Genomic DNA, 18,702 nt, shown 5'->3' with positions numbered 1-18,702 from the left:
CGGGCTGGCTGACCAAGCCGCTTCGCGCAGGGCTGTCACCAGGCCACGAAACCGCCTGGCCAGCCGACCGTCACCTGATAAAAACAAGTCACTTTCGCCAGGAGTTCGCCCATTCCCGCCCCTCAGGAAATCCGAACACGCATACCGCGTCTCAAAATTCGAGGATTTGTTCGATATTCCTGACGGGCCCACCTCCTCGGGCCGCTGACTGAGCGCATCCCGGCGCCACGACGGTTCGCCCCGAGGCAACGGACTTCCTCAGAAGGCAGTCTTCGTGGAGCTGCGGGAATCAACGTGGGCCGGTGCGTGCTCAGCAAGGCTCGCTCGTGCTTTGCGGCGCCAGGGGCGGGCGTAGCGCAGTGCGACGTGGATGTCGTGGTCGGTTGCGTCGAGTTCGATGTCCGTGACGGCCAGAGCGGGGCGGTTGTCGTCGGGGCAGCGTGCGAGCCAGCGCCCTCCGGGTGCCACGATCCCCGAGGGGACGGTGGCGCTGTACTGGGCGGGGATGGCGTAGCCGATCCAGTAGTCGTAGAGGGCGGCGTAGGCCTGGGCGATGACGGCGCGCATGGGGTCGTCGACCATCACCGACAGCAGGAGGCAGTCGATGTCGAGGCGTTCGTACTCCGCGAACAGCTCGGGGAAGTGCGCCTCGATGCACAGTGCTGCCCCGAAGCGGATGCTGTCGATCTCGAAAACCGTGGGGTCGGTGCCCGGCGTGTGCATGTAGGTGGCTTCGGTGTGTGACAGCAGCCGCTTGTCGTAGCGGGTTACGAGCTGTCCGGTGTCGGAGACGACGTAGAGGCTGTTGTGCGGGCGGTTAGGCGGCGTGAGCGGATGGATCGAGCCGAACGCGACCCACAGCCCGAGCTCACCGGCGAGAGCGGCGATCTCCTCCGCCTCCTGGCGCAGGATGTTCCAGTCGACTCGGGTCCAGTCCGATTCAGCGACCGTGTCGGGTCCTGCTGAGGACATCACGTATTTGCCGGGGTAGGTGATCGCCCCTTCCGGGAACTGCACCAGGCGGGCACCGGCCCCGGCTCGCCGCACGGATCAGACTGCGGATCTCCGTTCCGCTCACGCGGAGGTTCTGCGGATCGGTCGGGTCCTGTGGAACGGTGCTGTAAGCCACCGCCAGCCGTAGTGTCCTCGCCACATGCGGACAGTAAAGGGGACGGTGCGCCGCACGCTGCCGCGGCACGACACTTTTCTCCGAATTGCAGGCGCGGCGAGGCGGTTACAACAGGCCGAGTTCGGTGAGCATCGCCTGGCGCTGGGGGCTGAGGCGGGAGCGGCGTCGGCGCAGGTTGCTCAGCCACTGCCCCAGCCGCACGGGTTCGTCCCCGAGGTTCTCGACGTGCCGTTGTGGGACATCGAGGTGTCCCTCCCTGTCCTGGAAGGCCCGTGCGGCGGCCAGCCCGAGCTGGAAGGCCCGCTCGCGTGCTGGCAGCCGGCCGTCCCGGGAGCGAGCGGCAGGCACATCCGGCATGTGGAGTCCGAGTTCCTTCAGGAGGCGGCGTTGCTCCGGGTGGAGGTCGTCGCTGCGGGTGCGCTGGACGGTGAGCCACTCCCCCGCTGGGGCGCCCGCGGCGTGGTGCTCCTGGTGGGCGGCGTGGTAGGCGCGTTGCCAGGTGATCGGCCAGGGCGGGTTCCACCACTGGTCCAGGGCGGTGAGGGCGGCCGTGCGCTCGGCGGTGAGACGGTCGGCACGGGTGCGCTGGGTGGCGAGCCACCGGCCGAGGGGAAAGTCGTCATGGAACTCGTCGACCGGGACGGCGAGATGGCCGTGGCGGGAGGCGTACAGGGCTGCGTGGGCCAGGCCCCGCTCGAATGCCTTCTGACGGGGGTCCCAGATAACACCGAGGCGTTCGAGTGCCTGGCCACGTGCGGGATCGAGGGTGCCGAGGGAGTAGAGGTGGCGTTGCCAGCTCAGCCAGCGGCCCAGGGGGTAGCCGGCGGCGTCCTCGTAGGTCTGGGGGACGTCGAGATGGTGGTGGGTGCGGTGGTAGCTGCGGGCGGCTTTCAGCCCGCGGCGCCACTCGGCGCTCTTGGGGGCCAGGACCCTCAGGGACAGAGCGAGGGCAACTTCTTCGGCCTGGGCGGGACGATCGAAGTGCAGCCATGCCTCAGGATCGTCCGCAGGCATGGTGGGGCGGTGCGTGCGGGGGTCGGCCAGGCGGGCCTCCAGGCGGTCGTCGTGGGCGCGCAGGGCCTGGATGGTGTGCCACAGCGGGGTGTAGGCGTCGGCGCCGAGGAGGTCGTCGGGGTCTTCGCCCGGGGTGAGGTAGACGGGGACGACGAGGGTGGCCTTCTTGCCTGCGCCCGGCTGCTGGCGCAGGGCACGGCCGACGGCCTGGACGGTGTCGACCGGGCTGTTCTTGGGGTCGGCGAAGACGACGGCGTCGATGGCGGGCACATCGATGCCCTCGCCCAGCACGCGTGCGTTGGACAGCACGGCCGGGGCGTGGGGGCCGGCGTGGGAGGCGAACTCCAGGAGGAGGCGGCGACGGACCTGGGGGGCGTGGCGTCCACTGATCCAGTCCGCCCACAACCCTTCGGGGCGCAGGTGGCTGGGCAGGGTGGCGGCGGTGTCGTGCAGGGTGGCGGCAAAAGCGCGGGCGTCGGCGACGCGGTGGTGGAAGGTCAGGACGCGGCGCAATCGGTGGTCGTGGATGGCGCGCAGGGCGGCGACCTGGCGGCCGGCCAGGCGCAGTCCGTCGACGCCTGCGCCGGGTCCGGTGGCGAGCCAGTCGCGCAGGTCTTCGTCGGTGACGACGGGGACGAGGATCTGGTAATCGGCGAGCAGGCCGAGGTCGATGGCGTCGGAGAGGGTGAGCCGGTAGGCGACGGGGCCGAAGAGGGTTTCATCGTCCATGGAGGCCACCGCCTCCGTGTTCTCGTCCGGGCTGTCATCCGGGTCCCAGACGCGGGGGGTGGCTGTCAGGTAGAGGCGCCGGGCGGTGGGGACCTGGTCGTCGTGGTGGACGGCGGCCCAGGCCTTGCCCAGGCGGCCGGCGGTGCGGTGGGCCTCGTCGACGACGACGAGGTCCCAGGGGGGCAGGCAGTGGTTGCTGTGGGCGGCGACCACCGCAGGCAGGGAGGCGTAGGTGGCGTAGACAGTGAGAGGCCCGGGGCCGGTTGTGGCGGTGAGGGCGGTCAGGTCCGCGGGGTCGGTGGTCAGCGGGATGTCGGCGCCGAGCGGCTCGTGGTCGAGGGCCTGACGTGCCGAGCACACCGCCACGGCGGTCCCTTTGCGGCCGGCCAGGTGCCAGGAGTGGATCGTCTGCGACAGCAGGTCCAGTGTCGGCAGCAGCACCAGCACACGGCCGCGTGAAGCGACGCGGGCGGCGGTGCGGGCGGCGATCAGGGTCTTGCCGGTGCCGCAGGCGGCGATCACGCTCGCGCGGGGGTGGCGGGTCAGGGTCTGGGTGGCTGCGGCGACCGCGTCTTTTTGGTGAGGGCGCAGCGTCAGCTCGGTGGGTGCCATGGGCAGGATGCGGCTTCCGGTGCGGGGTGGTCAGGCGGCGGGGACGCGGTGCTGGGAGAGGTGGTCGAGGATGTGCTGGTGGGCTTCCCAGCCGTCGGGGAACTTGGCGGGGACGCCGAGGGCGACGGGCTCATTGGAGGGGTGGCGGTCGAGGAGGTCGGCGATGCCGGCGCGGGCGACCATGATGCAGGCGTGACGGTGGCGTGAGGCCAACACGCACAGGCGGCCGGCTTCGAGGTGGAAGGCGGAGGCGTCGCGGCGGCCGGAGAGGGGGTGCAGGACGATGGTGACGGCGAACTCGCGGCCCTGCAGGCGGTTGGCGGTGTCGGCACGCACTCCTCGGGTGTGGGGGCTGCGGTTGAGGAGTTGCTGGATGTGACGGGCCTGTTCCCGGTGAGCGGTGCCGATGGCGATGTCGGCGGGCTGCAGGCGCCGGCCCATGGGGTATTTCTCGCAGACGGCCTCGATTCCGCGCTCCAGGAGGCGGGAGGCCAGGGCGACGGTGGCGTGGGCGGCTTCGGCGTCGATGCGTGCGGTGTGGCGGGGCGGGAGTTCGTGCAGGGCCCAGCCGGTGCGTGCGGCTTCCTCGACAGTTGGGTCGAAGGGGGTGTGCAAGGCGTCGATGGTGAAGGTGAGGGCGCGGGTGGCGGGGGTTGTGGCGGGCTGGAAGGGGGTGAAGGGGTAGAAGGCCCGGGAGACGATGCCGGCTGCTGAGGCGGGAAGCCGCCAGGAGACGGGCAGGGTGTGGGTGCTGGTGTCGTTGTGGTTCGTCAGGACGGTGACGGCGTTGTTGAGGGGGTCGTGGGGCAGTCCGGTCCACCGGGGGGTGCTGACGATGGAGAACGGGTCGAGTTGCCCGGGGTCGCCGACGAGGAGGGCCCGGTCGAAGAGCTTGGCGATCAGCAGGAGGGCGTCGGAGCGCATCTGGTAGGCCTCGTCGATGATGGCCCACTTCCAGCGGGGGCCCTCTACGTACGCCCATTTCATGGCGGTTGCGATGATCACGTCGCAGGCGAGGGCGTCTTTGATGTCTTTGCTGATGATGGTGTCGGTCAGGGCCAGGACTTCTTCGGGTGCCTCGTAGTTGTGCCCGGCGAGGCGTCCCAGGCGCAGCCGGGGTGCTTCTGGGTCGGCGAGGCTGACGAGGAGGTCGTCGACCTGGTGGTTGGTCTGGGCGATGATGATGCACTGTTCGCCGGCGTCGGCAAGGGCACGGGCTGCGCTCACGACCAGGGTGGATTTTCCTGCGCCTGGGGGCGAGTCGACGACGAGGGGCCGCGTGGTGGTGCCGGTCAGTGCGGTCAGGACGGCGGTGACCGCTTGGCTGGCCAGTTCCGTGGGCGGGATCGGTGGCTGGGTCACGGCTGGGGCTCCTCGGTCTCCTCCAGGACGGCGGCTGGGTGGTTGTGCTGGGGGCCGCCGTGGGTCCAGGGAGTGTTCTCCCGGCTGGGGAACGGTGGCCGGCTGAAGAACTCGGGGGCGAAGGTCAGCTCGAGCAGATCGCCGACGGCGGGGACGGAGTCGGTCCTGGGCTTGTTCACGGTTCCGGTGAGCGTCTTCACTTCGAGCAGGAGATCCGTGCCCTGGCCTTGAGGGGTGATGGCACGCACGGCCATGTGCACGCGCGGGTTGTGGGGTCCGGCGAGCAGGTGCCCGATGTCCAGGCGTACCGGGTCGGTGGTGTGCAGGGTCAGGCGCGGGCGCAGTTTGGGGCTTCGGGCGCCGGGGACGGTGTGGTGGGCGTCGACCTCGGTGACGGTGCCGGCGACGGCTTCTCCGGTGGTGCGCCGCTCGGCCATGAAGTAGGGGTCCTCCAAAGCGCGGTGGGCGTCGAAGGCTCCTTGGGCCAGTTCCATGCGGGCGAGCCGGCGGGCGGCGGAGACGGGATCGTCCTTGATGGGCTGGGGGCGTCCGTCGGCCGCGAGGTAGGTGGTGTAGGCGGTGAAGCGGTCGCGGTCGGCGGCCCAGCGGCGCTGCGCGTCGTGGGTCTGGGGCAGGTTGCGTAGCAGGCCGAGGGCGTGCCAGGCGTCGTCCCAGGTCGGCTTGAGGTAGTTGTGCAGGAGGGTGTGCAGCCGGTCGGTGAGCCTCATCATCGCGGCGGTGTTGCCTTCTTTGGCGGCGTTGTCGTAGGCCGTCAGCAGGGGGTCGAGCTCGAGGCTGTCGAAGGAGGGGTCGGTGGCCGGGCCGGCGGGCCGGTGCAGTTGGCCGTCGGGGCCGGGGACTTGGGGGTTTTCGGCATCGAGTGCGGCGCGCAGGCCTGTGGTGCCGGGGGGTGGGTCGATCCAGGCCAGGAGGGAGGCAAGATGCTCGTCCTCCAGGCGGCTCTGGCCCGTGATCCAGCGGATGGCGAGCAGGTCGGTCAGGGCGAGCAGGAGGGCGGAGCCGGGGTGTTCGGCGTGGTCGGCGAAGAAGGTGAGCCACTGGCCGAGGCGGCCGACACTGCGGGCTGGGTCGCTGTCTTCGGGCGGTTCGGTGAAGCGCAGGGCGCGGCCCAGCCGCCCGACGTAGGGAAGGGACCTGCGGTTGGCGACCAGGAGTTGGGGGGCGTGGGTGTGACGCTCGCGGCCAGGCTTCTTGCCTTTCGCGGGCAGGTGTTCGGTGTTCTGGAAGCCTTCGATGTAGGTGAGGATGTGGCCGGCCAGTTCTTCCAGGAACGCGGTGGGCCGCCCATGGGGCGGTGCGATCAGGAGCTGGGGGCGGCTCGGTTCGTTGCCGAACATGACGGCCAGCAAGGTTGCTTCGGTACCGGAGCGGTTGAGCGGCAGGAAGATCAGTGGCTGCTCGGCAAGGTGGAAGTGGCCGACCATGCTGGCGTCCTGCACTGTTTCGGTCTCGGCTGCCTCAAGGCGCAGCAGGGTGGACAGTCGGCTCATGCGGACTCCCGCAGTTGGGTGCGGACGGCGTGGGCGTGCCGGAGGGCGGCGGCCAGGTCGGCCTGGTCGGCGGCGGGGGTGCGGGTGTTGTCGGCGAGGCGCAGGGCGGTGCCGATGTGGTCGATGCCGCCGAGGTCGTCGCTGATGTCGCTGCCCAGGACGTCGATCGATCCGTCATCGCGGGCTTCGCTTCGGCAGACGTAGGCCAGGTCGCAGAAATGACGGCAGGCAGGGGTGTAGCGGGTGGTGGTGGCTTGCAGGGCGGCGGTGAGTTCTTTGGGGTCGCGGGTGGGCCGCTTGTCCTGATCGAGGGCGAGGTCGAACGTGATGCGGGCCGGTAGTGCGTCGAGGAGCGGCTCGACGCGGGTGAGCCGGTTGAGTTGCCGGGTGAGAGCGGCGATCTTCTTGCGGGCATCGACCACGCTGGCGGTGGGGCGGCGGGTGAAGTTGCGGGGCGTGACGAGGATGACGTCGTGGGCGACTCTGTCGCCGTCGATGCCTTCTTTTGCGAGGAGTTCGCGCAGGGCGAGGACGTAGGCGGCGGCCTGGGTGACGGCGGCGGCCACTTTCGTTCCGCTTGCCTGCTGGTCGACGACGGCGAAGGACTTGATCTCGATGATGTGGAACACGCCGTCGATCTGGAAGGCGACGACGTCGGGCTCGAGGTAGACCGGGTGGCCGGCGACGGTCAGCTGCAGGATGGGGTGGTCCAGCAGCGTACGGGCGGGGCTCGTGGAACGGAGCGCTTCCAGGACGGCATTGCGGGTGTGGATGTAGCGCACTTGGGGGGAGGCATCCTGGGTGCCGACCACCGCGAGGTCGGTGTGGGCGGCTTCGGGCAGCGGCAGATTCAGGACATCACGCAGCAGGCGCAGCAGTTCGGCGCAGCCGTCGGCCTTGACCTGTTGTTCGAAGGTGGCTCCGCTCCTGAGAGCAAGGGAGGACTTGGCGAGCGGGCGGGGTTTGCCCAGATGGACGGCGATGGCGTCCTTGTCGATACCGGCGGCGTCGAGCAGGGCCCGGCGGTTGCAGCCGGGGTTGGCGGTCAGGGCCGCGAGCGTGCGGGCGTCGTGCCCTTTGGCGGAGACGGGGCCGCGCAGCGCGGCGAGCCGGTCGTTGAGCTGACTCACAGATCTTCCTTGCGGGGACAGGGCGCAGGCGGTCAGGGGACGGAGCGCAGGCGGCGGGCGGACTGGAAGGATCCTCCGAACAGCAGTGCCGCGGCGTCGAGTTGGCTGCGGGCCCGGGCGGCGGCCTGGGTGCGGGTGGTGGTGTCGCTGGCGGTGTGGAGGGTGAGTTCGTCCTCGGCGGCACGGCGCAGCAGGGCCAGGTCGAGGGGTGCTCCGGCCGGGCCTGGGTGCGCTATGGGGGGCTGGGCGCCGGGGATGTTCTGGGCGTAGCGCACGAGGAGTTGGCGGACGGGCAGCGGCAGGGTGGCCGCATCGAGGCGTTCGGCGGCGTCCGCGATGTTCAGGGCGCTGGTGAGGAAGTGGACGCGGGCGCTGAGCGGGCCGACGATGCGCTGTTCCAGGGACCAGGTGCTGACGGTGAGCAGGCCGCGCGCAGGTGAGAGCAGGTCGGAGGTGAGCGCCGGGCACAGGTAGTAGGGGCGGGCGCCGGGGGCGCTGCGGTAGGAGCGTTCTTCGTCACGGCGCAGGCTGGTCAGCCGGGAGGGGGCCAGTCCGCCGGCGAAGAAGGCTTCATGGACGGTGCTGATGAGTTTGGGGGCGGCGGGCACGGCGAGCAGGGTCAGGACCTGGTGGACCTGTTCACGTGCGGGCAGCAGGGTTTGCGGCTCTGCGGGAGTCTCCTGCGCCGGAGCGCTGTTCTCGCCACCGTCAAAAGCGTTGCTCTCCTCGCCCTCTTCGGCCTGCTCGAAGAGGGCGTCCCAGGCGCGCTGGGTACGCCGCAGGTCTTCACGGAGCTGTTGGATCTGCTCGCTGTCACGGGCCAGTTGGGCGCGCCGCATGGCCTGCTGCAGCTGTTGCATGCGTTGTTCGAGTGCGTCCAGGTGCTCGTGCATGGCAACCACTCTACCGCATTCCAAGGTTTTCCAGTTTTCTCCTGTGATTGCTGTTGTAGAGTCGTCGGCACTCCGCCAACTGCCGCTGCGCATCAGGCAATCGGGCAGTCCTGCCTTACCGAGGAGAGCCGTTCATGAAAGCCCTGCACACATCCGACTGGCATCTGGGCCGTACTCTGGGGCGCCGCTCCCGGGACGCAGAGTTCGACGCCGTCCTGGCCGAGATCATCGCCATAGCCGAGACGGTGCAGCCGGATCTGATCGTGCACAGCGGCGACCTGTTCGACACCTACCGGCCCGCGCACAAGGACATCCTGCGCGCGATGCGCTGCCTCGACAGCCTCGCGTGCATCGCGCCCACCGTGGTGCTGGGCGGCAACCACGACTCCCCCGAACTCTTCGACCTGCTGGGCTACGTGTGCACGCTGCGGCCGGAAGCCCACCAGGGCCGCCTGCACTTCGTGCACAGCCGGGGCGACACGGAACCGGGTACCGTGCTCGACTTCGGCAGCCGAGACGGACACGAGCGCATCCGTCTGGCCGCTCTGCCATATGTGCATCCCAACCGCTACCTGCACCTGTTCCCAGGTTTCGGGACCACCGCAGGCGCCTATGCGACCGGTCTGCGCGATCTGCAGGAGCAGCTGTTCACCCGGCTCAGCGACGGCTACGACGCCGGCCGTGACGTGCTGCTGTTCACCGCCCACCAGTACGTGGCCGGCGCCGAGCCCGCGAACAGTGAGCGGATGTGGGAGGTGCGCGAGCCCTACGCCACCGCCGCCGACGCCCTGCCGCAGGTCGCCTACTGCGCGCTGGGGCACATTCACAAACCCCAGCCTGTCGGCATCGGGCGGCGCTTGGCCGGCTACGCCGGCAGCCCCCTGCAGATGGATTTCGGCGAGAGCGAGGAGACCAAGAGCGTCACCGTCATCGAGGCAAGCCCCGGCCGGCGCACTCTCACCACTCCGCACACGCTGCACTCCGGACGGCGCCTGGCCCACTTCCGCGGCACCCTCGATGAACTCGGCGCCGCAGCAGCCCAGTACACCGACGCCTACCTCAAGGTGCTCATCCACAGCGACGACCCGATTCCCCGGCTCGGGGAGCGGGTCGCCGAACTGGTGCCGGACGCCGTCCTGGTGGACGTCGATGAAGAGTGCGCGGCCACCCGGGCCACCGTCCTGACGGGCTCCGACGCGGCCGGCGACGGGCAACTCGACGTCACCGCCGCGTTCAGCGCCTATCTCTCCGATACCGGCACCCCCGGGCAGCACGCCGACGAGGTCGTGGCCGCCTTCGCCGACCTGCTGAACACCCCCGACACCGTGCTGCCTCACTCCCCCGCCGAGCATCTGCTCGCCCAAGCCATCGCCGCCCCCTGGACCAGTGCCGCACACAGCGGAACGGAGACGACCCCATGAAGATCGTCCGCCTGACCTTCTCAGGGGTCCGCAGCTACCCCGGCACCTGCGAGATCGACTTCACCGGCAAGACCCTCGTCGGCATCCTCGGCGACACCGGCGCGGGAAAGACCAGCATCCTGGAAGCCATCAGCGTCGCCCTGTACGGCAGGTGTTCCTTCACCGACCAGGTCGCCCAGCTGCGCTCCGACGACTGCCAGGCCATGACCGTCGACCTCGCGTTCCGCGTGGACGGCCGGGAATGGCGGGTGCACCGCGTCTTCCACGCCACCCGCGGCACCCAGGCACGGTTGACGGACCCGGACGGCAGGCACACCGACGGCACACGAGCCGTCGACGCAGTCATCCGGGTGCTCCTGGGAATCGACTACATCACCTTCAAATCCTCCGTCCTGGTCCCGCAAGGACGCTTCGGCGACCTGCTCAACGCGCGCGACGCCGAGCGTGCCCGCATCCTGAAGTCCCTCTTCGGCGTCGACGAACTGCAGCGGGTACGCCAGCTCGCCGACGGAGCCGTCGGCCGGATCAAAGACCTCATCAGCCAGGCCCGGCAGGAAGACGCCCGGCTGCTCACCGACCCGGGCGTGCAGGCCCAGGCGGACCGGGAACGGCACGAACGAGCCGCCCTCGGCGCCACAGACCTCAACGACCGGCTGGCCGAACTGCGTCGGCTGCAGACCGAGGCCGCACAGACGTCGCAGCACGCCCGCCTCAGTGTGAAGGCCGCTGCCGAACTCACCGAGCGGCGCGTGACCGACTACGGCCGCACCACGGCCGCTGTCCGGCAGGCCCAGGACGAACTACTGCAGTTGCACGAGGCCAACGCCGCAGCCGAGAGCGCCGTCCAGGACGGCCTCACGGCTGTAGCTGCCGAGCAGGAGAAGGCCGTCGCAGCGGGCCTGGCCCCCGACACCCTTGCGGCAGCCGCCCAGGTCCTCAGGGACATGCCCGGCAGGCTCAGCGCCCTCGCGGAAGGACAAGCGGCACACGCCCAGTTCCTGGCCGAGCTCACGAACGAGGAAGAAGTCCTGGCCCGGCGCGCCGACGAACTGGAGAACGCCGAGAAAGACATCGTCGAGCTGCGTGGGCAGGCGCAGGACACTGACGCGGATGCTGCTGCTGCCGACGAGGTGCTGCAGGCACTGACGACTGCCGTCCGGCACGCCGGCGAAGCGACCGGCGTGCTGGCCCAGCAGCGCGCCAACCGCACCACCATCAGCAGCAAGCTCAGCGCCCTCATGCAGGCTCCTCCCGGCAGCGACCCTGAGAAGGCGCGGACCGCGGCGGCCGAGGCGCAGGGCGTGCTGGACGGCATCCGGCGCCGGGAGGCCGCACACACGGCGGGCAGTGGGCTGGGCCCCGGGGACGGCTGCACCGTCTGCGCCCGGCCGCTGCCCGAGGACTACCAGCCGCCACAGCCGCAGAACGGCGAAGCTCTGGCCCAGGCCGCGACCACGGCGAAGAAGGCCTCCGCCGCGCTGAGCAGCGCCGAGCAGGAACACGCCCGCCACGCGCACGAGGCTGAAGGGCTTCAGCAGGCCCTGCAGGAACACGAGCAGCAGGTCGAGGAAGCCGCCGCTCAGTTCGGAGCGTCCCTTCCTGCGGTGCGTGAGCAGGCGCTGAAACTCGCCTCGTGCACGGAGCACCCCCAACCGGCGGTGTACGCCGAGGAGTTGGAAGCCACGGTCGCGACAGCTCTTGCCCGCATGGCCGACGGCACACAGCCGACGGCCATCGAGCGGGAGGTCCTGACGGCTAACCTCCTGCAGGTCGCCCGCAGTCGCGTCGTTCAGCTGCAGGAAGCGGCCGACGCCAGCAGGAGTGAGCTGTCACGGGCAGAAGCCCAGCTGGGCGCGGAGCACATCTCGCTGGAAAAAGACACACAGGCCTCAGGCAAGGCCCGCGAGCAGGCCGGAAAACGGACCGAGCGCCTGGCGAACGAGCAGCGCAGCCTGTTGGCAAGCCTGTCCGCAGTGCCCGAGCCCGTACAGGTCGCGCTGCCCCGGCCTCCCCAACTCCCCACGGCCGACCACCTGGCAGCTACGGCCGAGGCGGTGCAACGCGAACAGAGCCGCCAGAAGAATCTGGCCGAACGACAAGAACAACTGCGTACACGCGTGCAGGAGCTGCTTACCGACCGGAGCGAACTGGCCGAACGCCAGCAGTACGAGGTCGCCGACCCCCTGCACCAGCTCGAAGTACGGCTGCAGCGCTGGGCGGACAGCATCAGCAGGGCAGCAGCGCTGGTCGAGGAGTCCGAACGCCCCGTACTGCCACCCTCGGCCACGGCGAACAACCCTGCAGCCGCAGAGGAGCACGCCACAACCCTGGAAAACGCCAGTGCCCTGCTGCTAGCGGCACTGGACGGACACGACACCGCGGCGCGCGCGGCCATGGCGGAGCTGACCGCACGGCTTGCCGCGCATGCCCAAGAGGTGGCGGCCTCCTACCCCGGCATCCCGATGCTGCAGATGACCGATGAGACGGATCCCCTGGACCCCACCCTCCTGGACGGCCTGAGCAGCCAGGCCGGCACACTGCGCAGCGAAGCCGAGCACGCCCTTGATGATGCGGAGAAGGCTGAGTCTCAGATCCCCCACAAGGAACGACTGGCAGACGCTCTGGCCGCGGGCGAACGCCAGCTGGCTGCCTGGCAGACTGTGAGCACCCACATGACGGACGGGAAGTTCCTCGGCCACCTCACCGACCTGCGCACCCGTGCTCTGCTCTCGCACGGCAGTGAGCTGCTGCAGCAACTCTCCGGCGGACGGCTGGGTTTCGCCGACGACTTCGACATCGTCAGCCTCACCAGCCACACCCGCCGCAGCTCACGCACGCTCTCCGGCGGGGAAACCTTCCAGGCTTCGCTCGCCCTCTCCCTCGCGCTGATGGAGATGCACGGCCGAAGCGGCACGCGCATGGAAAGCCTCTTCCTCGACGAAGGTTTCGGCACCCTGGACTCCGCCACCCTGGACAGCGCCCTGCAGGTCCTGCGCGCACACGTCGGCAGCGACACACTGCTGGCCGTGATCAGCCACCTGCGTCCGGTCGCCGAGACGGTGCACGACGTGCTGTGGGTCGAAAAGGACCACCGCGGCTCCCAGGCACGCTGGCTCACCGCTCCCGAACGCGACCGCCTCGTCCGCGACGACCTGCACAATCTCACAGACCCCACATGAGTACGCATCCCATACCTGCCGGGCGGCACAGCATCGGAACCATACGGGATGGAGGCTGGGGAAAGAAGAGGCGTTGACCGGCGGTCGTCTCACCCAAGTATCGTCAAAGTCCGCGACACGGCCCGACGGCCTGCAACCGGTTCCTCCTCCTTAGTTGTGAAACTCCTCTGCCACCTTCGCAGTCCAGGGGTCCACGGGTGCATCGCGCTATCCAGGATCCGGCACTGTCGCGCTCAATGTTCTCAACTACCCCCTTGAACGGGGTACTTACACATTTCCAGAGGGAATTGACGGCCATGTCAACGCTGCCAGACTGCTGCCGCCAGCGATGCACGAGGCGACTGCCCTTCGGCAATCGCCTCGCCGGTCAGCATCTTGCGATCTGCCGTCACGATCCCGGTCCGAACGGCACGGCCGTCTCCACCGATGCGATGGTCACCTTCGTCGACTTCGACATAGCAGTTCCTGGTAATGCATTCGATGACTGCTACTTCATTGAAACAGGCTTGGCCCATTCCCCCCACACCCAGTGCACCACCCGCTACTACTCAAGCACACGAGTTTGAATTCCGACAGGCGCGCACGGGCTCGATTCCGCAGATCACCCATGACTTCCGACACCACATTGAGGCAATGGACTCGCATTATTCGTCGGCGAGATTAAATACCTCAACCATTCAGGCTTCCCTCAGGGGCGCTGATCAAATGTGGCACAGTTCAATTTTCCGCTTTCGAAAGAGCGAGCTACACGGACAGATTCTCGCCAGCCTCACACAATGCGCTATCGGCTTGGCCATTATGCGGACGGAAGGTCGATCGGATCTCTCGCTGCCACCCAGCAAGTCCGTCTTATTTTACGGTGGAAGCTCTCCGCTCAACGTTGGTGGAGTCTCTGAGACTCCACCAACGGAGACTCCACTCTCTCCAGAAACGGAAATTTCAACCAAGATCCCACAAGATCTTCCATGGATCCCCATCTGGCACCAACGTCACAACACGCTGGCGCCAGCCTTCCTCCGGGATCTTCCCGGAGCGATTCGAATCAGCCGCACGAAGCGCAGGCGGACTCCGGGGGCGCATCACACAACGCACGCCCCTTTGCGAGCCCCCTGCGCCCCCACTCCCTCTCACGGAACGTAGCAAGAGGCACTGCGCACGCGCACCGAGAGTAAAGAAGGTGGCAGTTCGGTCTCAAGATCGCCACCGAAAGATAGGCGTCTCCACGCCTTACTTATCGCTGCTCTTCGCGACAGGGGTGGGCATAAACGGGGCTGAGTGACGACAGAGTATTGTCAGCTGAAACCGGTTGACGGCGGGCCGGGCCACACCGCTTCTGCGGTGTGGCCCGGCCCGCCGTCAACCGGAGGGAGGTGCCATGTCTGTCCGAGATCCTCCGGATCCCAAGGACGGAGATCAGCTCTAGGCGCTGCCCCCGCTGCAACGGGGGAACAACAGTGCTGGAGTGATCACCTGACGTGGATCACCTGACGTGGGGCCCCGTGTCACAGACTCAAAAGATGATGCGGGGTTCCACGTCGCTCGGCAGGTCGCTTCCGCTCTGCGCAGGTCTATACCGCCAGCCGCAGCTGCCGCATTGAAGAGGGTACCCATACAGCTTGCACGGCCCTCCTGGTCAGAAGCATCCGTCAGAGGGAAGTTCCCTCTGACGTGACCCGTCCGGCGGATATAAAATGGACCTCGTCGGCGAGAGGGGACGTTGTGGGGCGGGGCATGGCACAGATGTTCAGCGGCCGACGACTGCGGGAGGCGCGCATCGCCGCCCGCGCCGGCCGCGGGATGACGGCCGAGGAGCTTGCCCGTCTCAGCGGGACCAGCAAGTCCCAGATCCTCGCTTATGAGAACGACCTGCGGGTTCCCGAGCCTCCCCGGATCAAGGACCTGGCGTCCGCACTAGGAGTTCCACCTCTCGATCTGGCCGACCAGTCCCTGATGCCTGAATGGACACTGGCTTCATTACGCCGCGCCAGCGGTCTCCGCATTGCAGACGTGTGCAAAGAACTAAGAATAAAGCCACACGTCTACCGGCGTATCGAGTCCACAGGACTCACAGGGCAAGACTGCCATGGCGTCACTCCCCGCCTGGCTGCCATGATGAATGTTCTGGTGCAGGACGTGGAGAACGCTCTCTCCAATGAGCCCCTCTACCATTCCAGAATAACAGAGATTTCTGCACTAATATACGAGCTGGTGCAAAATTTCGTGAGACCCGGAAACTTGAATATGCCCCAGGCCGACGAGACTCTCGTCCGCCAAATAAGTGCCCATCTAGGTCGCCATGCACTGGCCGTTTCGAAGATTCTCGGGCATGAGATCTCCACTCTCAGGGAGACACACAGGCGTGCCATGATCGAAAAGGCGACCGCCCACTATGGCACAACTCATGAAGAGCAGGCGCGCGCCAGTCGGCGAATGAACGCCGAAAACCGAGTCTTAGCCAACGCGGAAACCGTCCTTGCGCAACGTCTGGATGTTTTTTTCCGCTCTCAGCTCTCAGCAGAATCGTGGCATCTGCTGGCGAAACTTCACCTGCGGCAGTCCCGAAAATCTTCCAATCCGACTCTGCTTTGCAGTCCATCCGCTGCTCAGGAGATCGGCGCGTTCGCAGAGGCTGCCGGAAAAGACGAGCGGACAGTCGGCATTACAGCGGAGGGACAGCGGCACTTCATATCCTTCAAGTCATGGTACGACCTGCAGTATCCGTGGATACAAAAAGAGAACGAAGCCTACGAGCAGTCATTGCTGTCGGGCCGGTCAGAGCTGACGACCCAGCTGCAACAGCGGTTCACAGAGGCGGAGACGATTCTGTTCAGTTTCGATGGAGTCCTGTGCCGCCTGTTCACCAGTGACGGCCGTGCCATTACGAGTCACATTGCGCAGGCAGCTCACAACCTACAACTGTTCACCAGCCCTGCAACGCCTGCAGACCCGGTCGCCCTACTCCGGTCAGTAGTCGATCAGGGGTCGGCCCAGCAAATCCGTGAGCTGGACGAGATAGTGGCGGGTTACGAACTGGAAGCAGCACGGCGTGCGGTACCTCTGCCTGGGGTTGTCCAGCTTCTGGAATCGCTCTCCAAAGGGCCGTGGCGTATGGCTGTAGTGACTGACCATGCCAGATCGGCGGTAGAGGCCTTCTTGTCTCCGCTACAGACGGAGCGCTCCACTTGGACCCTGGAAGTGTACGGGCGGCCACGTGATCCCCGGCTGATGAAACCGAACCCGCACGCGGTCGCCCTCGCAGCCAGTCAGTTGGGAGGCACGCGGTCACGAACGCTCCTCATCGGAGAATCCGTGGCGGACGCGCTGGCTGCGCGCGCAGCCGGGGTGAGCTTCATTGGGATCGCGGCCACCCGCGGCAGGGCCCGCATGCTCCGGGATGCTGGTGCAACGCGCCTTGTGGCTACGTTGTCCGAGCTGGCCATAGCTGTGCAGCTGTGCGCATCGGGGTCGGCCGATGCACCAGCCATGACCGGAGGACTCGATTATCCGCCGGTCGATGTCTGACCGGGTGGCGTGCACGAGACAACAGCCGCAGCGACCCGCTGGCTGTGGGGGTGATGCGGGCCAAGAGTGTCCGCCATCGCCTGCTGGACGGCGGTGAGCAGAGAATGTGCCCGTTCCATCTGGCCGCTGTCGCGCATCGCGCATCCGAGCCGGTAGGCGGTGTGCAGTGTCTGAGGGTGCTGAGGGCCCAGTACACGCTGTCGGACGCGGTGGATGCGCTCGTACTCGGCCAGCGCCTCGCCCAGTTGTCCCCGGTCCTGGACTAAGCACGCGAGGTTGTGGCGGGCGGTCAGGGTGCGAGGGTGCTCTTCTCCCATATGCGTACGGCGCCAGGCGAGGACGTGCTGGTACTCAGTGTGCGCGTCATCGAGACGCCCTAAGTCGTGCAGGACGCGCGCCAGTTCATGGCGGGCGGTCAGGGTGTGGGCATGCTCATCACCCTGAGTGTCACGACGTAGGGCGACCACGGCAGTGAGTTCGACCTCCGCATCGTCGAGGCGCCCCAGATCGTGCAGAACGCGCCCGAGTTCGTGGCGAGCGGTCAGCGTGTGGGAATGACGGTCGCCCAGCAGGATCCGGTAGCCGCGTTCCACCTGCCGGTAGGCAGATTCCGCCTGGGCGAGCTCTCCGAGCTCGTGCAGGACGCCGGCAAGGTTGTGGCGTACGGAGAGGGTGTCCTCGTTGTCGTGACTGTGCCGGTGCCGATGGAACTTGAGCAGACGGGAGAACTCATCGCGAGCGGGTCGCAAAAGACCACGGGCCAGAAGGTAGCGGGCGGCGTTCTCCGAGCCTCTCGCAACCGCTGTCTGCAGGGCACCGGGAAGCTCCGACAGGGCTTCTTGCTGGCGGATGAGGAAGAGAGAGTGTGGCGCCAAGAGATGCCAGGTCGGCCAGTTTTCTGGTTCCTCGGGCAGTCCGGCTTGTTGCAGGTCGCAGGCCCGGTGCAGGAGTTCGACGGCCAGTGCTAAGTAGTGCATCTGGCGACTCGCGTCACGGATAAGAGGGTGGACCCTCAGTGCGGAAGGCGTCTCGGAGCCGGCAGTCGTGTGCGGGTCATGGACGGGTGTGTCGGTGGCCATATCGATCAGATGAAGAGCAGAGAGGGCTTTGAGGGTGCGCCACAGAACCCTTCCGTCGATGCCCTGGAAGTCCGGGTGCCCGGCCAGCGTGGCAGGGTGCACCAGAGCAATCGGGATCGGCGCTTCGGCGAAAACCGACAGCAGACCGAGCAGAGGGCGGGCATAGACGCTGCCACGGTGGTGAAGGAGGTCGAGCGAGAGACGCCAGGTGCCAGCGATGGCTTGGGCCGGGTTGAGGGTATCCGCCTGAGGGCCGTCCAGGGCTCGTCTGAGGGCGGCGAAATCGTCGGGTGCGCCAGGTTCACGGAAGGCACGGGGCATGGCATTCACCTCGGCTAGGTAGGCACCCGCCAGCTTGAGAGCCAGAGGCAGCCCTCCCAGACGTCGAGCAAGACTGCGGGCGGCGGAGTGCGTTCCGACGTAGGGGCCGGCATGATCCGTCAAAATGCAGGAGGCGTCGTCATCACTCAGTGGGTGTACAGGGTGAAGTGCGGAGACGGCGCCCCAAAAACTGGGGGTGCCGTCGCTGGTGGTGACAAGGACCAGTCCGCAGGGGCAGGTGTGAGGACGGGCCCAACCCGTGCCAGCGGCAAAGAGTCCGGGGCCGTCGAGGACAGCGGGGTCGTCGGCACCGTCAACGATCATCATCCAGGGGGTTCGGGAACGGTTGAGCGTCTGCCACAGGACATCGACGAGTTCGTGAGCGTGGGTCTGACGGCCGCGCAGTCCCAGACGGCCTGCCAAGGCGCGCAGACTCTCTTCGAGGGGCTCCGGCCTGCGGGCACTAAGCCACCACAGAGAAAGCCGTTCGCCGAGGTGCTGCTGCGCGCGGTGGGCGGCTTCCAGAGCAATGGCCGTCTTCCCGCATCCGTTAAGACCGTGCAGGACGTGTACCCGGCCGTCTGACAAACCGGTGAGATGGACGCGGGTAAGGGAGTCCACAAGTGCCTCTCTCCCTCGCAGCGGCAGTGAAGGGTCACGCAGCCCCAGGGGCGCAGCCAGGGTGAGGGGGTGGCTGGCGGAGGCGCTACGCAGGATGGTCTGCTGAATATCGATGCGGCCGGCGGCCAGCGCCCCGTTCTGCGCCACGATTCGCGCCTGATGCGGAAGATCACTACCCG

At 67.7% G+C, this 18,702-nt stretch carries 11 protein-coding genes; 3 read left to right on the top strand and 8 right to left on the bottom strand.

What is annotated here, in order from left to right; translation table 11 throughout:
- Window positions 1-258: 258 nt before the first annotated feature.
- The 6 genes from OG226_RS51340 to OG226_RS51315 all read right to left on the bottom strand — a co-directional run bounded on the left by OG226_RS51340 (window position 259) and on the right by OG226_RS51315 (window position 8,380).
- Complete coding sequence (locus OG226_RS51340; RefSeq protein WP_329347169.1) at window positions 259-1,047, bottom strand: carbon-nitrogen hydrolase family protein; 789 nt, start codon at window positions 1,045-1,047, stop codon at window positions 259-261.
- Window positions 1,048-1,234: 187 nt separating this feature from the next.
- Window positions 1,235-3,484, bottom strand: coding sequence for a DEAD/DEAH box helicase (locus OG226_RS51335; RefSeq protein WP_329347170.1), 2,250 nt, complete (start codon window positions 3,482-3,484; stop codon window positions 1,235-1,237).
- A gap of 30 nt (window positions 3,485-3,514) precedes the next feature.
- Window positions 3,515-4,846, bottom strand: a complete 1,332-nt coding sequence (locus OG226_RS51330; RefSeq protein WP_329347171.1) for an AAA domain-containing protein — start codon at window positions 4,844-4,846, stop codon at window positions 3,515-3,517.
- On the bottom strand, window positions 4,843-6,357 hold the full coding sequence (locus OG226_RS51325) for a hypothetical protein (protein WP_329347172.1): 1,515 nt from the start codon (window positions 6,355-6,357) through the stop codon (window positions 4,843-4,845). Before OG226_RS51325 ends, OG226_RS51330 begins: the two co-directional genes overlap by 4 nt.
- Window positions 6,354-7,487 carry a hypothetical protein gene (locus OG226_RS51320; protein WP_329347173.1) on the bottom strand — a complete coding sequence of 378 codons (1,134 nt, stop codon included), beginning with the start codon at window positions 7,485-7,487 and terminating at the stop codon, window positions 6,354-6,356. Before OG226_RS51320 ends, OG226_RS51325 begins: the two co-directional genes overlap by 4 nt.
- Window positions 7,488-7,519: 32 nt before the next feature.
- Window positions 7,520-8,380, bottom strand: a complete 861-nt coding sequence (locus OG226_RS51315) for a hypothetical protein (RefSeq protein ID WP_329347174.1) — start codon at window positions 8,378-8,380, stop codon at window positions 7,520-7,522.
- A 134-nt stretch (window positions 8,381-8,514) separates the two neighbouring features.
- Between OG226_RS51315 and OG226_RS51310 the strand changes: the two genes are divergently transcribed.
- Window positions 8,515-9,801: an exonuclease SbcCD subunit D gene (locus OG226_RS51310; protein ID WP_329347175.1), complete on the top strand. Its 1,287-nt coding sequence runs from the start codon at window positions 8,515-8,517 to the stop codon at window positions 9,799-9,801.
- A complete protein-coding gene (locus OG226_RS51305) occupies window positions 9,798-12,980 on the top strand; it encodes an SMC family ATPase (protein ID WP_329347176.1) in 3,183 nt (1,060 codons plus the stop codon). Before OG226_RS51310 ends, OG226_RS51305 begins: the two co-directional genes overlap by 4 nt.
- 299 nt (window positions 12,981-13,279) lie before the next feature.
- Here OG226_RS51305 and OG226_RS51300 read toward each other — a convergent pair whose 3' ends face one another.
- Window positions 13,280-13,495, bottom strand: a complete 216-nt coding sequence (locus OG226_RS51300; RefSeq protein ID WP_329347177.1) for a hypothetical protein — start codon at window positions 13,493-13,495, stop codon at window positions 13,280-13,282.
- Window positions 13,496-14,711: 1,216 nt separating this feature from the next.
- On the opposite strand from OG226_RS51300, the gene OG226_RS51295 reads away from it, so the two are divergent.
- Window positions 14,712-16,502 (top strand): helix-turn-helix domain-containing protein, encoded by a 1,791-nt coding sequence (locus OG226_RS51295; protein WP_329347178.1) that lies wholly within the window; start codon window positions 14,712-14,714, stop codon window positions 16,500-16,502.
- Here OG226_RS51295 and OG226_RS51290 read toward each other — a convergent pair.
- On the bottom strand, window positions 16,481-18,670 hold the full coding sequence (locus tag OG226_RS51290; RefSeq protein WP_329347179.1) for a tetratricopeptide repeat protein: 2,190 nt from the start codon (window positions 18,668-18,670) through the stop codon (window positions 16,481-16,483). The two genes, OG226_RS51295 and OG226_RS51290, sit on opposite strands and share 22 nt — an antisense overlap.
- Between the last annotated feature and the right edge of the window lie 32 nt (window positions 18,671-18,702).

Source organism: Streptomyces sp. NBC_01261, assembly GCF_036226385.1.
Lineage (GTDB): Bacteria > Actinomycetota > Actinomycetes > Streptomycetales > Streptomycetaceae > Streptomyces.
Note: the sequence above shows the minus strand (reverse complement) of the source record. Positions and strands in the feature narration are given on the sequence as shown.

Excerpts from the sequence above, each read along its gene's own strand:
- OG226_RS51335 (WP_329347170.1), bottom strand. The coding sequence starts at position 3,484 with ATGGCACCCACCGAGCTGACGCTGCGCCCTCACCAAAAAGACGCGGTC.
- OG226_RS51325 (WP_329347172.1), bottom strand. The coding sequence starts at position 6,357 with ATGAGCCGACTGTCCACCCTGCTGCGCCTTGAGGCAGCCGAGACCGAA.
- OG226_RS51315 (WP_329347174.1), bottom strand. The coding sequence starts at position 8,380 with ATGCACGAGCACCTGGACGCACTCGAACAACGCATGCAACAGCTGCAG.
- OG226_RS51310 (WP_329347175.1), top strand. The coding sequence starts at position 8,515 with ATGAAAGCCCTGCACACATCCGACTGGCATCTGGGCCGTACTCTGGGG.
- OG226_RS51305 (WP_329347176.1), top strand. The coding sequence starts at position 9,798 with ATGAAGATCGTCCGCCTGACCTTCTCAGGGGTCCGCAGCTACCCCGGC.
- OG226_RS51300 (WP_329347177.1), bottom strand. The coding sequence starts at position 13,495 with ATGGGCCAAGCCTGTTTCAATGAAGTAGCAGTCATCGAATGCATTACC.
- OG226_RS51295 (WP_329347178.1), top strand. The coding sequence starts at position 14,712 with ATGGCACAGATGTTCAGCGGCCGACGACTGCGGGAGGCGCGCATCGCC.